This is a genomic window from Arsenicicoccus sp. UBA6765 (genome assembly GCF_002453335.1).
In the GTDB taxonomy this organism is placed as follows: Bacteria; Actinomycetota; Actinomycetes; order Actinomycetales; family Dermatophilaceae; genus Arsenicicoccus; species Arsenicicoccus bolidensis.
On record NZ_DKGR01000063.1, the window covers coordinates 1 to 13711 of the forward strand.

General features: G+C 74.9%; 12 protein-coding genes. 9 read left to right on the forward strand and 3 right to left on the reverse strand.

What is annotated here, in order from left to right:
• Positions 1 to 95: 95 nt before the first annotated feature.
• From B4K29_RS16940 to B4K29_RS16950, 3 genes are all read left to right on the forward strand, one after another.
• Complete coding sequence (locus B4K29_RS16940; RefSeq protein ID WP_286959247.1) at positions 96 to 1088, forward strand: quinone oxidoreductase family protein; 993 nt, start codon at positions 96 to 98, stop codon at positions 1086 to 1088.
• Between the two features lie 68 nt (positions 1089 to 1156).
• A complete protein-coding gene (locus B4K29_RS16945; protein ID WP_286968417.1) occupies positions 1157 to 1645 on the forward strand; it encodes a GNAT family N-acetyltransferase in 489 nt (162 codons plus the stop codon).
• Positions 1642 to 2304 carry a DedA family protein gene (locus tag B4K29_RS16950; protein ID WP_019285574.1) on the forward strand — a complete coding sequence of 221 codons (663 nt, stop codon included), beginning with the start codon at positions 1642 to 1644 and terminating at the stop codon, positions 2302 to 2304. The genes B4K29_RS16945 and B4K29_RS16950 overlap by 4 nt, the downstream gene beginning before the upstream one ends.
• 130 nt (positions 2305 to 2434) lie before the next feature.
• Here B4K29_RS16950 and B4K29_RS16955 read toward each other — a convergent pair whose 3' ends face one another.
• A complete protein-coding gene (locus B4K29_RS16955; protein WP_019285573.1) occupies positions 2435 to 2773 on the reverse strand; it encodes a hypothetical protein in 339 nt (112 codons plus the stop codon).
• A gap of 24 nt (positions 2774 to 2797) precedes the next feature.
• The gene (locus B4K29_RS16960) at positions 2798 to 3454 is read right to left on the reverse strand and encodes a prepilin peptidase (protein ID WP_286959244.1); all 657 of its coding nucleotides are present in this window, start codon (positions 3452 to 3454) and stop codon (positions 2798 to 2800) included.
• A gap of 251 nt (positions 3455 to 3705) precedes the next feature.
• On the opposite strand from B4K29_RS16960, the gene B4K29_RS16965 reads away from it, so the two are divergent.
• The 6 genes from B4K29_RS16965 to B4K29_RS16990 are packed head-to-tail and all read left to right on the forward strand — an operon-like array spanning position 3706 to position 12614.
• Positions 3706 to 4896 carry a glycosyltransferase family 4 protein gene (locus B4K29_RS16965; protein ID WP_286968319.1) on the forward strand — a complete coding sequence of 397 codons (1191 nt, stop codon included), beginning with the start codon at positions 3706 to 3708 and terminating at the stop codon, positions 4894 to 4896.
• Complete coding sequence (locus B4K29_RS16970) at positions 4893 to 6452, forward strand: lipopolysaccharide biosynthesis protein (protein WP_286968321.1); 1560 nt, start codon at positions 4893 to 4895, stop codon at positions 6450 to 6452. Before B4K29_RS16965 ends, B4K29_RS16970 begins: the two co-directional genes overlap by 4 nt.
• Entirely contained in the window at positions 6449 to 7615 is a 1167-nt protein-coding gene (locus tag B4K29_RS16975; RefSeq protein WP_286968323.1) for a glycosyltransferase, read from the forward strand. Before B4K29_RS16970 ends, B4K29_RS16975 begins: the two co-directional genes overlap by 4 nt.
• Positions 7612 to 8175, forward strand: a complete 564-nt coding sequence (locus B4K29_RS16980) for a hypothetical protein (protein WP_019285568.1) — start codon at positions 7612 to 7614, stop codon at positions 8173 to 8175. Before B4K29_RS16975 ends, B4K29_RS16980 begins: the two co-directional genes overlap by 4 nt.
• A gap of 51 nt (positions 8176 to 8226) precedes the next feature.
• Positions 8227 to 10185 carry an O-antigen ligase family protein gene (locus B4K29_RS16985; protein ID WP_286968325.1) on the forward strand — a complete coding sequence of 653 codons (1959 nt, stop codon included), beginning with the start codon at positions 8227 to 8229 and terminating at the stop codon, positions 10183 to 10185.
• Positions 10182 to 12614, forward strand: coding sequence for a glycosyltransferase (locus tag B4K29_RS16990; RefSeq protein WP_286968327.1), 2433 nt, complete (start codon positions 10182 to 10184; stop codon positions 12612 to 12614). Before B4K29_RS16985 ends, B4K29_RS16990 begins: the two co-directional genes overlap by 4 nt.
• Here the strand turns inward: B4K29_RS16990 and B4K29_RS16995 are convergent.
• The gene (locus B4K29_RS16995) at positions 12578 to 13672 is read right to left on the reverse strand and encodes a glycosyltransferase (protein ID WP_286968329.1); all 1095 of its coding nucleotides are present in this window, start codon (positions 13670 to 13672) and stop codon (positions 12578 to 12580) included. The two genes, B4K29_RS16990 and B4K29_RS16995, sit on opposite strands and share 37 nt — an antisense overlap.
• Positions 13673 to 13711: the final 39 nt, after the last annotated feature.

Here is a 13711-nt window from a genome sequence, read left to right on the forward strand (position 1 = left end):
CGTGCGAACCCCGGCGAATGTGACTACCTGAGGTAGGTCCATCAGGCTGGGGGACGAAGGCCGGTCGATGCACCTGCCCCCGGTAGGGTTTGGCCATGACGAGCCTGACCGCCTCAGCCCTGATCGTCCCCGAGCACGGTGACTCCGGCGTGCTCCGCGTCGAGGAGCGCGAGGTCCCCGACCCCGGTCCCGGCCAGGCCCGCGTCACGGTCGCGGCCAGCGGGGTCAACTTCATCGACACCTACCAGCGCGGCGGGGTCTATCCCGTCGAGACGCCGTTCGTGCTCGGCATGGAGGGCGCGGGCACCGTCGAGTCCGTCGGCGAGGGCGTCACCGAGGTCGCGCCCGGCGACCGCGTCGCCTGGGCCATGCAGCTCGGCAGCGCCGCCTCCGTCGCCACCGTCCCCGCCGCCAACCTCGTGCCGGTGCCCGACGGCGTCGAGCTCGACGTGGCCGCCGCCGCGATGCTGCAGGCGATGACGGCTCACTTCCTGGTCAACGACACCTACCCCTGCACCGCCGAGACGGTGGCGCTGGTCCACGCGGCGGCGGGCGGCGTCGGTCAGCTGCTCGTCCAGCTGCTCAAGGCCAAGGGCGCGACGGTCGTCGCGACCGCCGGCAGCGAGGACAAGCTCGCCATCGCCCGCGACCGCGGCGCCGACCACGTCATCAACTACCGCGAGCACGACACAGCCGACAGCCTCGCGAGCGCCGTCAAGGAGGCGGCCGGGCGTGGTGTCGACGTGGCCTACGACGGCGTCGGTCAGGCGACCTTCGACGCGTCCATGGCGAGCCTGCGCCCCCGGGGCGTGCTCGTGCTCTTCGGCGCCGCCAGCGGTCCGGTCCCCCCGCTCGACCCGCAGCGGCTCAACCAGGGTGGCTCGCTCTACCTCACCCGCCCCACCCTCGCCCACTACATCGCCGGCAGGGACGAGCTGCTCGCCCGGTCGGGCGAGGTCCTCGACCTGATCGCGGACGGCTCCCTCGACATCGCCATCGACTCCCGGCACCCGCTCACCGACGCCCGCGCTGCCTACGACGCCCTCGAGGGCCGGCGCACCTCCGGCAAGGTCCTGCTGGTCCCGTGACCGACATCGAGCCCGCGGCCGCCCGGCCCACGACCCCCGCCGCACCCTCCGCGGCCACCCCACCCACCATCCGGCCCGCCACCGTCGACGACGTCCCCGCCCTGCACCGCCTCGTCCGCGACCTCGCGGCCTACGAGCGGCAGAGCCACGCCGTCACCGCCACGCCGCAGGACCTGAGGGACGCCCTCTTCCCCGAGGACGGTGACGCCGCCGTCTGCGCCGACGTGGCCGAGGTCGACGGCGAGGTCGTCGGCATGGCCGTGTGGTTCCTGACCTTCTCGACCTGGACGGGGCAGCACGGCATCTGGCTCGAGGACCTCTTCGTCGAGCCGGAGCACCGCGGAGCCGGTCTCGGGCGGATGCTCCTGGAGGGCCTCGCCGCGCGGGCCGTGGAGCGGGGCTACACCCGGGTCGAGTGGACCGTCCTGGACTGGAACGCCCCCGCCATCCGGTTCTACCGCTCCCTCGGCGCTGAGCCGCTCGAGGAGTGGCGGACGCAACGACTCCACGGTGACGCCCTCGCCAGGGTCGCCCGGCGCGCCGAGCAGCGCGCGTGACCGTCGACCAGCTCCTCCTGTCGATCCCACCGCTCGCGGTCTACCTCGTCGTCGCGCTCGTCATCTCATTGGAGTCCATGGGCGTCCCCCTGCCCGGTGAGGTCACGCTCGTCGCGGCCGCGCTGCTGTCGGCCCACCACGAGCTCGACGTCAGCCCGCTGTGGGTGGCCGTCGCCGGCTCCGCGGGCGCGATCATGGGCGACTCGATCGGCTACGGCATTGGTCACCACTTCGGCCAGCGGCTGCTCGTCTGGTTGCGGCGACGGTTCCCGCGCCACTTCGGCGCCAAGGAGATCGCCTATGCCGAAGCCGTCTTCGCCCGGCACGGCATGTGGGCCGTGTTCTTCGGCCGCTTCGTGGCGCTCCTGCGGATCTTCGCCGGTCCGCTGTCCGGCGTCCTGCGGCTGCCCTACCACCGGTTCCTGCCCGCCAACGCTCTCGGCGGCATCCTCTGGGCGTTCGGCACGACCTACGGCGTCTACCTCCTCGGCACCGTCGCCGAGCACTGGCTCAAGACCTTTGCGTGGGCAGGGCTCGCCGCCTTCCTGGTCGGAGGGCTGCTCGCCTCGACGCTCCTCGGTCGTCGCGTGCGCCGCGCCGTCGACCACTTCTCCGAGCACCATCCGGAGGCCGTGGCCGCCGTGGAGGCCCAGGGCTGAGCCGACGTCAAGGTCAGACCGGCAGAGCACCGAGCGCCGGTATGACGGACGGCCCGGCCTCCAGCGGGGTCACCGCGAGGAGGCCGGGCCGTCGGCATACGGTCCAGGCAGCCAAGAGCAGGGGCTGCGATCAGTGGGGCAGGGTGTAGGCCACGATCAGGTTGACCACCACGAGAGCAGCCGCGGCGTGCAGCAGGGCGGGCTTGGCCTCCCCGCGGCGGCCACGGGCGTGCGAGATCTCGGTCAGCGCCACGACACCGAGCATGACCAGCAGCTTGATGCCGATGAACATGTGGGGCGCGTTGCCCTCCATCTCCTCGAGGACGACGAGCGCCAGGCCGGACAGGAGCTGCAGCCGAGCGCCCCACGCCATGAGCTTGGTGGCGGCGCCGGGCTCGATGCTCTGGACGTAGCCGAAGACGAGCAGCGCGAGCGTGAGGTAGTGCAGGACGAGGAGTGCGAGGGTCATGGCCCGGATTCTACGGTGCCGGCGTCACCCGGCGAGGACGGCCAGCAGCGCGCCGAGCATGAGCGGTGGACCGAGGGCCAGGTGGTCCCGGCGGCCCGCCCGACGCGTCACCAGCAGCGCCGCCGCCACCACCCCACCCAGCGCGAAGCCCGCCCACAGGCCCAGCAGGACCTGCGACCAGCCGAGCTGAGCCAGGACCGCCGCCAGCAGGCCGGCGAGCTTGACGTCCCCGAGGCCCAGCCCCTGGCGCGGCGCGGTCAGCCACAGCAACCCACCCACCAGGAGGACGACGACGACCGCCACCGCGGACCGCAGCAGCGCCTCGCCGCCGTCTCGGGTGACCGCGGCGACAGCCGTCAGCGCGACGGCCAGGACGGGATAGAGCGGCAGCTGCAGCGCGTCGGGCAGCCGGTGGACGTCCAGGTCGATCGCCGCCAGCGCCACCATGAGCCAGGCGAGGGGCACCACGACGACCGCGAGCGGGGCCCGGTCGTGGGCGCAGAGCTGCCACCAGGCGAGAGCCGGGAGCGCGACGGACGCGGGCCGCACCCAGCGTGAGGCCCGGGGCCGCCGCACCAGGTCCCTGTCTCGGCGATAGGTCCCCGCCCGCAGCCACGCGTCCAGGCGGTGCCCCACGAGCAGACCCAGGACGGCCACGAGCACGGTCCCGCTCCCCTGCATGCGTTCCTCCTCACGGACGTCCTCGTCGCACCGTCGCAGCGTCGCACCGTCACGACGACCGGCTCACCTGGCGCGACCACCTGACGGTAGGCCAGGTCGGCACCGGGGTGCGTCGCGTCGTCCACAGGCGGTTTCGCCGTTAGGGCGTGGCCGCCGATGCCGTCTCGTTACCCTGGACCGGGCGTTCGTCCTGCCCGCGCCCCTGCCCCCATCCCTGTCGCCCCGCCCCGCCCCGTTGGAGGTTCTCCCCCGTGCCGCTGCCCGCCCGTCGACGCATCATGCTGGTCGAGCTGCCGCCCGCCGGTGGCCTCTTCCAGTTCGCCGTGCAGCTGGGCGAGGGCTTCGCCCGCCGCGGCCAGTCCGTGCGCGTGGTGACCGGCCCCTCCCCCGAGCTCGCGTCGCGCGAGCAGGGCTGCACCGTCGAGGCGATCCTGCCGACCTGGCACCCGACCGCCGGGGCGGACGCCCCCGAGCTGTGGCGCAAGGCCCGCCGCGTCGTCCGGGCCGGTCAGCACCATGCCGCGTGGGTGCGCCTCCTGCTCGAGATCCGGCGCACCCGGCCCGACGTGGTCCTGTGGTCGGCGTGGCGCTTCCCGGTGGACGGCTGGGGCGTCGTCGCGGCCCGGCGCCTCGCCCCCTGGGCCACCCTCGGCATCGTGGCGCACGAGCCGCGTCCGCTCGTCGAGCAGCCCGGACGCGACGGCCTCTACAACGACAGCGGCCCGACCTACCAGGCCCTGCGCGCCGCCTACGCGACCGTCGACGTCGTCTACGTCCTCGGCGAGAGCGCCCGCCGGGTGGTCCTCGAGACCTGGCCGGTGACCGGCCCGGTCCGCGTGATCCCGCACGGCGACGAGGACGTCTTCCGCACCGACACCCCATCGAGCGCCGCCTCCACGGCCCCCCACCTGCTGTTCTTCGGCACCGTCACCGGCTACAAGGGCCTCGACGACGTGCTCGAGGTCTGGCCCCGGGTGCGCGAGCACGTGCCCGACGCGACCTTCACCATCGCCGGGTCGATCAGCGCCGACGTCGACGCGGACGCCCTGCGCCGCCGCGTCGCCGGCCTGCCCGGCGTGGAGCTGCGCGACGGCTACGTCGCGGTCGAGGACGTCCCGGGGATCCTGGAGCGGGCGCGGGCGGTGGTCCTGCCCTATCGCCGGGCCAGCCAGAGCGGGGTCGCGCACCTCGCCCACACCTTCGCGCGGCCAGCGGTCGCGACGGCGGTGGGCGACATACCGGCCGTGGTCCAGGACGGGCGCACCGGCCTCGTCGTCCCGCCCGCGGACGCCGACCGGCTCGCCGACGGCATCGTCACCCTGCTGCGCGACCCCGGCCTCGCGGCCCGGCTCGGCGACGCCGGCCGGGCGGGCCTGGCCGGCGGCGCCTCGTGGGACGACGTGGCCGCGACCCTGCTCGACGGCCTCCCGGACCCGCGATGAGCGAGCACGTCACCGACGAGCACCACCCGCCGCCCGAGGAGGAGTCCCGCTCCACGCCCGCCCGTCGGGTCGGCGCCAGCACCGTCTGGAACGTCCTGCAGTACGGCGGCAGCAAGCTCGTCACCTTCGTCTCCACCGTCGTCCTGGCCCGTCTGCTGGCCCCGGAGGCCTTCGGCCTGGTGGCCCTCGCGCTGCTCGCGATCAACATCTTCGACCGGCTCAAGGACCTCGGCGTCGGCACCGCGCTCGTGCAGCACTCCGGGTCGTGGCGACGCATCGCCCCCACGGGCGCCGCGCTCACGCTGGTCCTGGCGCTGGGCTTCGGGCTGCTCTGTCTCGTCACGGCGCCCTGGCTCGCCGCCCTGCTGGGCAACGACGCCCTCGTCCCGCTCATCCAGGCCCTGTCCGTGTCGATGCTGCTGCAGGGCCTCGCCGTCTTCCCCGACGCCGCGCTGCGCCGCCACCTGGCCTTCAAGGAGCGCACGCTGCCCGAGCTCGGCGGCGCGCTGGTCAAGGCGGCCGTCTCGATCTCCATGGCGCTCGCGGGGGCCGGGGCGTGGAGCCTGGTCTGGGGCCAGGTCGCCGCCACCGCCACGATGGCCGTCCTCTACTGGCTGGTCTACCTCCGGCTGACACGCAAGGCCCGTATGACGGGCGTGGAGCCCACCGCCTCCCCCCTCACCGAGCCGGCCGACCGCCATCTCGGCTGGGACCGCCCGGTGGCGGGCGAGCTGCTGCGCTTCGGCGGCTCGCTGTCGCTGCTCGCCCTGCTGGCCCTGATCATCGACAACCTCGACTACTTCAGCATCGGTCGACGCCTCGGCGAGACCGAGCTCGGCTACTACACGATGGCCTTCCGCCTGCCCGAGCTGGTGGTCATCGGGGTGTGCGTGGTCGTCGGCCAGGTGCTCTTCAGCTCGTTCTCGCGGCTGCAGGACGACCGCGAGGCGCTGCGCGAGCACTACCTGCGGGCCATCGCCGCCGTCGCGACCCTCACCGTCCCCGCCGGGCTCGGCCTGGCCGCGGCGGCCGGTCCCGTCGTCGAGACGGTCTTCGGCGACCAGTACGCCCCGTCCGAGCCGATCCTCGTCGTGCTCGGCTGCTACTCCGCGGTCTACGCCCTGGGCTTCCACTCCGGCGAGGTCTACAAGGCCACCGGGCACGCGGGTCTGCTCAACACCCTGGCCCTCGCCCAGGTCGCGGTCTTCGCGCCCGTCCTGTGGGTCGCCGCCGGACGCTCCACCCTCGCCGTGGCCGTGGCCTTCCTCGCATGCCACGTGCTCTTCACCCTGCTGCGCTTCGTCGTCACCGACCGCGTCCTCGGGATCCCCGTCGCGTCCCAGCTGCGGGCGGTCGCCCCGGCCACGCTGAGCGCGCTGGTCATGGCGGGCGCCGTCACGCTCGTCGACCGGCTCGTCCCGCTGCAGCAGCCCTTCCTCCTGCTCGTCCTCGAGGTGGTGGTGGGCGCCCTGGTCTACGTCGGTGCCCTCGCGCTCGTGGATCGGCAGGCCCTGCCCCGCGTCACCCGCCTGCTACGACCCGGAGGTGCCTCGTGAGAGTGCTGCACGTCCTCGACTCCTTCAGCTTCGGCGGGGCGGAGAACCTCGTCGTCGAGCTGGCCCGGCACGTGTCCGCCGACCCCCCTGTCGGCCAGGACCTCCACCTGGACCTCGCGGTGGCCAGCCTCGGCCCGCGTGGGCGCGAGGGCAAGGACGCCATGCTCGACCGCTTCCAGGCCCTCGGGCTCGCCCCCACCTATCTCGGGGTGCGGCGCCTGCTGGACCCGATCGGCGTCATCCGGCTGGCCCGGACCCTGCGCGCCAGCAGCGCCGACGTCGTCCACGCCCACCTGGGCTACTCCGCGACCCTCGTGCCGCTGGCCGCCCGCCTCGCCGGGGTCCCCTGCGTCGCGACCCTGCACCTCGTGCCGCAGCTCGGGTCCCGCGCCGACCGGGTCAAGGAGGGTCTGTCGGTCCTCGTCCCGGCCACCCTCGGGCGGCTCGTCCTCGTCTCCCAGGCAGCATATGACGGCTACGCCCGCCACTACGGACCGGCCACCGCCAGCTGGCGGTGCATCCCCAACGGCATCGACGTGGACCGCTACTCCACGGCGCGGCGGCGGCTCCCCCAGGACGTCCCGGTCCCCGACGGCGCGCCCGTCTGGGCGGTCGTGGCGGCCCTGCGCGAGCCCAAGGGGCACGTGCCGCTCGTCGATGCCTGGGCCAGGGTCGTCGAGCAGCACCCCGACGCCCACCTGCTCGTCGTGGGCGAGGGAACGCACCGACCGGCGATCGAGGCGCGCGTGCGCGAGCTCGGCCTCGAGCGGCGCGTCCACCTCCTGGGGCGGCGCGAGGACGTCCCCGACCTGCTGGCCGGGGTCGACGGGGTCGTGTCCGCCTCGTTCACCGAGGCGCTGCCCACCTCGCTCGTCGAGGCCGCCGCGTGCGGCCTGCCCGTGGTGGCCACCGACGCCGGCGGCACCCGCGACGTCGTGCTCGAGGGCGAGACCGGACAGGTGGTCCCCGTCGGCGACGTCCCCGCCCTCGCGCGCGAGCTGTCCCGGCTGTTGTCCGACCCCGGCGCCCGCGCGGCCTACGGCGAGGCCGCGCGGCGTCGCGCCGAGCAGACCTTCTCCATGCAGACCTGGACCCGCGCCCTGCACGACCTCTACGCCGAGCTCATCGACCCGTCCCGCACGGAACCCAAGGAGAACGCATGACCACCGACACCACCCGCAGCCGCGGGCTCGGCCGCCTGCTGCCCGCCCTCGTCGCGGGCCTGCTCGCCGCCCTCGTCGTGGGTGGCTTCCTCCTGTCCCGCCCGGGCACCTACACCTCGACGATGGACGTCGTCGTCGTGCCGCAGAAGGTCGCCAGCGCCAACGACAGCGCCGCGCTCTTCGACAGCCTGAGCCGGGGCCAGGTCATCGCCACCGCGGCCGAGGTCTACTCCCAGAAGCGGTGGCTCCCCGAGGGCTCGAAGGTCGAGGTCACGGCCGGCAACGTCGCGCCGAGCGCCGTCGTCACGGTCCGGGCCGCGGGCAGCGACCCCGGCCAGGTGACCTCCGCGCTCGAGCGGGTCGTCGCGTCGGCCACCCCCGAGATCGGCAAGGTGCTCGCGCCCTACACGGTCACCACCCTCAGCACCGAGCCCTCCACCCCCGAGTCGGGTGGCCTGTCCACCCCGCTCAAGCTCGTGGTCGCCCTGCTGGCCGGCCTGCTCACGGCCATCCTCGCCGCGGGCGCCGGCTCGACGCTCAGCCGTCGCCGGGCCGGCTGACGAGACCTGAACAGACAGACCTCAGACGACAGCCGACAGACGACAGACGACATGACCCCCGCCACCCTCGAGCGCTCCCGCAGCGCGGACGTCGACCAGCCGCGAGCCGCGCTGCCGTCGTCCGCCGCCGCCACGCTGCTGCTCGCGGGGATGGTCGCCGTCGAGTTCTCCGGCGCCTCGGGGGTGCTCGAGGGGCGGGTGCCCGTGTCGCCGTTCCTCGCCCTGCTCGCGCTCGGCCTGCTCGTCGTGGTGGGGCGATGCCTCGTCCAGCGCGTGGCCGTCCCCTGGGCCACGGTGGGCGCGGTCTCGGCATACGTGCTGGCCACGGCCCTGTCCAGCCAGCTGGCCGACCTCGACGGCGTGGCCTTCCTGCGGACCGGCGTCGAGCCGGACTGGGGCTCGGCGGCGGTGCTGGGGGTGCTCAAGGAGCTGGTCTTCGTCGTGGTCGTGTGCCTGCTGGCGAGCGGCCTTCGGCGCTGGTGGCTGGTCGCCGCGGCGATGGTCCTGCCCATGGCGGCGATCTGCCTGCTCGGTGCCCTCAACGAGTGGGTGCTCGGCAACACGGCGACCTTCGGGGGCTTCGAGACCGTCACGACGGCCGAGGGGGTGGGCGTCGTCACCAAGCGGCACGCCGGTCCGCTGCCGGACGCCAACTTCTGGGGGCGCTTCCTGGTCCTCGGCCTCCCGTTCGCGCTGGCGCTGGTCCAGGAGTGCCTGCAGCGAGGGCGCCGGCTGCTCGCGCTCGTGCCCCTCGGCTGCCTCGGCGCGCTGCTCGTCGGCGTCTACCTCACCGGCTCGCGCGGGACCATGCTCGCCGCCCTGGTGGGCGCCGGCCTCTACCTCCTCCTGTGCGGCCTGGACCGCAGGGTCCTCGCCGCCGGCGCCGTGGTCGTGGTGCCGCTGCTGCTCGTCCTGCCCGGCGTCGGGAGCCGGCTGCTCTCGATGCTGGGGGTGGCCGAGTCCGGCCAGCTCGCCGCGGTCGACGGCTCGGTGCGCGAGCGCATCGCCACCCAGACCGTCGCGACCAAGATGATCCAGGACAACCCGCTGACGGGGGTCGGTCCCGGCGGCTACTTCGCGCGCTTCCCCGACTACGCCTCAGCGACCGACCTGCACCTCGAGCGGATCGTCGCCCCGCACAACCTCTACCTCGGGCTGTGGGCCGAGATCGGGCTCGTCGGGCTGCTGGCCTTCCTGTCGATCCTCGCCGTGGCGCTGTGGCAGGCGGGCTGGGTGCTGCGCGCCCTCCCGTCCCTGCCGTCCGCGGACGCCGCGCGCCTGCGGCCGTACGCTGCCGCCTGCGTCGCCGGGCTGCTCGCCTGGTGCGCCGCCAGCGTCTTCCTGCACCTCACCTACGCCCGCATCGTCTATCTCGTGGTGGCGCTCGCCGCCGCCCTCGCCACCCAGGCCCGGGCCCGCGGGGCCCACCGGGTGCCCCGTCCGCCCCGGCACCGCACCCCGGCGTATGCCGTCCCCCTGGCCGCTGCCGGGGCCGCCCTCGCCGCGCTGGTCGTGACCTCGCTGCCGCAGCCCGCCCACGCCCGCGTCGTCGGCTACCTCGAGCCGCAGTCGTCCAGCGCCTACCTGCTGTCCCTGCGCACCCGCGAGGTCACCGCACCGACCTATGCCGTCCTGACGTCGGTCGCCTCCGGCCGCACCGTCGACGCCCAGGGCGACCCCGCCTCCGGCCTCGTCTCCGTGTCCGCGGAGGCCGAGACGCCAGAGCGGGCCGCGGGGCTCGCGCGCGACGCCACCAGCGCCGGGGACGCGGCCGTGCGACGGGCCGGCCTCGACACCCTCTTTCGCACCCGCTGGGGCACCGTCACCACCTGGCGCGAGACCCCGGGCCGGTCGGAGGTGGCCGCCGCCATGACGATCGGGGCGGTCCTCGGTGCGGCCCTCGCCCACGCCCGGACGATCCTGGCGGCGGTGCGTCCTCGGCGACGTCCTGACCACCCTGACCACCCTCAGCGCCCCCGGCACCCCCATCGACCTACGGAGCAGCCATGACCCCGGCACGCGCACCGATGACCGTCGTCCACGTCATCCACTCCCTCGGCGCCGGTGGCGCCGAGAGCGTCCTGGTCGAGCTGGCCCGCACCGCGCGCGAGGCCGGGCTGCGCATCGTCGTCGTCGGCCTGTCCGACGCCGAGGACGACCGCGCGGCGCACCGGCTCGCCGAGGCGGGGGCGACGGTCTACCAGCTCCACGCCGGTCGCTACGACCTCCGGGCGGTGCGCCGGGTCGCCGCGATCGTCCGCCGCGAGGGCGCCGACGTCATCCACACCCACCTCAAGCACGCCGACCTCGTGGGCGGCCTCGCCGCGCGGCTGGTCGGCGTGCCCGCCGTCTCCACCCTGCACGTCATCGAGGCCGACCCCCAGGGCGCGGCCCACCGCGCCCGGGTGCGGGCCGCCGTGGCCGCGCGCGCCACGATGTTCGACCGCGTCGTGGCCCTGTCGGAGGCGCAGCGCGAGTGGTACTCGGCCTTCCGCTCCTCCACCCCCGTCGTGCTCGTGCCCAACGGCGTGCGCGAGCCCTCCCCCTCGGGCACGGGGTCGGCGGTGCGCCGCGAGCTCGGCGTCGACGACGACACCGTCCTCGGCGTGACCGTGTCGCTCATGCGCCCCGAGAAGGGCCACGCGGTCGCGCTGGACGCGGTCCGCCTCCTCCCCGCGGAGCTGCCGTTCGTCCTCGCGCTCGCAGGTGACGGTCCCCTGCTCGACGAGGTCCGCGCCGAGGTCGAGCGCGACCCCTTGCTGCGGGACCGCGTGCGGGTCCTGGGCTTCCGCTCCGACGTGGACGCCCTGCTGCACGCGGCCGACCTCGTCGTCCACCCCAGCCACGAGGACGCCCTGCCTACCTCACTGATCTCGGCGCTCGCGACCAGCACGGCCGTCGTGGCGACGCGGGTCGGCGGCATCCCCGACATCGTGGGCGACGACGCGGGGCTCCTCGTGCCGGTCGGTGACCCCGCCGCCCTCGCCGACGCCATCACCGCGCTGACCCGTGACCCGCACCGCCGCGAGGCGTGCGGCCGGGCCGGACGCGCCCGCTACGACACCACCTTCGCGGCGACGGTCTGGGTGGATCGCCTGCGCTCGCTCTACGCCCAGCTCGTCACCCCGCCCACGGAGTCGCTCCACGACGGCCCCGTGACCTCCGTCGCCGTGGTCAGCGCCGTGGCGCCATACCCCTCCGACAGCGGCAAGGCCATGGTGATCGCCGGGTTCCTGCGGCACCTGCGCTCCCGGCTGCCGGCCGAGGACATCCACTATCTGCACGTCGGCGCGCCACTGCGGCGCACCGCCGAGTTCGAGGGCGTCCAGGTGCACGAGATGGGCCGGCCGAGCCGCACGGACCAGCTGGTGGGGCTCGTGCGCGGCGTGCTCCTGCGCCGGCAGAGCCTGCAGGAGGCCTTCCTCGGCAGCCCGCGGGTCGCCGCCACCGTCCAGCAGACGCTGGTCGACCTCGACCCCGACCTCGAGATCATCGACACCGTCCGCATGGAGCAGCACGTGGCCGGCCGCCGGTTCCGCGGGCGCCGGGTGCTCTACCTCGACGACCTGTTCAGCGTGCGCTACACCCGCATGCTCGAGGTCCTGCGGGACAAGCGGATCGACACGGACTTCGACCCGCTGGGTCAGTTCTCGCACAACGTCCCCAGCCGCCTGCACTGGCTCACCCGCGCGCCCCTCACCCGCGAGGCCCTGCTGCGCTTCGAGCGTGGCCGGGTCGCGCGCTCGGAGCGCCGGGCGGCCCGCGCCAACCCCACCTCCGTGCTGCTCAACGCCGAGGAGGCCCGTCACCTGCGCGCGGAGACCGGCGCGGCGGTGGTGGCGGTGCCCCCGTCGATCCCCGGGCTCGACGAGACGTCGCACCAGCCGGACCGGTGGGACGGCCGTCCCGAGTTCGCCTTCGTCGGGCTGCTGTCGCTCGCGCACAACCACGACGGCCTCGGGTGGTTCCTGCACGAGGGCATGGACGAGCTGCTCGCCCTCCAGCCCGACGCCCGGCTGCACGTCATCGGCCGCGACGCCGACGAGTCCCTGCTGGCCGACGCTGCCCGGCACGGCGACCGGGTCGTCGTGCACGGCTTCGTCCCCGACCTGGACGAGGCCCTGTCGCGGATGTGCGCCCTGGTCAACCCCTTGCGCTTCGGCTCCGGCATCAAGATCAAGACGCTCGACGGGCTCGCCCGCGGCCTCCCGGTCGTCAGCACCCCGGTGGCCGCGGAGGGGATCGCCACACAGAGCCGCCCGGGCCTGACCGTGGTGCCCGACGCCGTCGAGGCGGCGCGGGCGCTGGCCGCACTCGTCGACCCGGCCGTCCGATCTCGCGAGGCGCAGGGCGCCCACGCGCTCTACGCCGAGCGGTACGCCGACCCCGTGGTGGCCGCGGCCTACGACGAGGTGTTCGGCACCGCGCGGGAGGACTGACCCCGACGGGCCTCGGCGCGCTCGAGCGCCCGGCCCACCTGCTCCAGCAGGGCCTCCACGTGCACCTCCGGGGCGTATGCCGTCCGCGCCGTCGCACGCGCCGACTCCCGGATGTCCGCGGCCTCGGCGGCGTGCGCGGGGTCCAGGCACCAGCGCAGCGTCTCGCCCAGCGCCGCCGCGTCCCCGGCCGGCACGACGAACCCCGTGACGCCCTGCTCGACGTGCTCGCGGACCCCGAGGGTGTCGGTGACCACGGTGAGCTTGCCCAGGGCCATCGCGTCGAGCAGCACCATGATCCCCGGCGCGCAGTCGTCCCGGTGCTCGAGGGCGACGACGACGACGCAGGCGCGGCGCAGGTCCCGGCGGAACGCCGGGGGGTCGACCTCGGTGCGCACGTGCACGTTGGCCGGCACGGGCACGCCCTGCGGCAGCCCGCCCGGCACGGTGGCGATGACGACCTCGGTGCCCTCGGGCAGGTCGGCGGCGCAGCCGAGCAGCGGGCGGTAGTCGCGGGCCGTGCGGCCGCCGCTGAACACCGGGCCGTCGTGGCGGATCTCGGGCTCGGCGCCCGCGGGACCGTCGGAGCGCTGCGGGCTTCCGGTCGGGTCGGGGCTGCCGGTCGGGTCGGGTCCGCCGGTCGGGTCAAGAGCGCCGGCCAGGTCGTCCGGGCCCAGGCCGTGGTGCCACGGGACGCTCACGACCCAGTCCCCCGGAACCCGGTGGACGCGACTGAACTGGACGCGCCCCTCGCGGGTCAGGGCCACGAAGGTCGTCCGCGGCCCCGCCATCGCCCGCACCCCCGCGCGGGTGACCAGCTCCACGAGGCGGCCCGGGCCGAGCTTCCACGAGCAGTCGACGACGAGCACCTCGGGTCCGCGCCGCGTGCGGGCGAGGATCGCGGTCGCGACCTTGTCCACCCGGCTGGTGCCGTCGAGCACCAGGACACCGCTCGTGCGGGCCGCGGCCAGGACACGGAGGAGCCGGACGGGGTCGCCGGGCCTGTCCTCGGTGAGGCAGCGGGTGCGCTCGACCCAGCGGGGGCGGAGGCGATAGTCCATCGTCGTGCTCGTTCTCACGCCCACGAGTGTGCGCTCGTC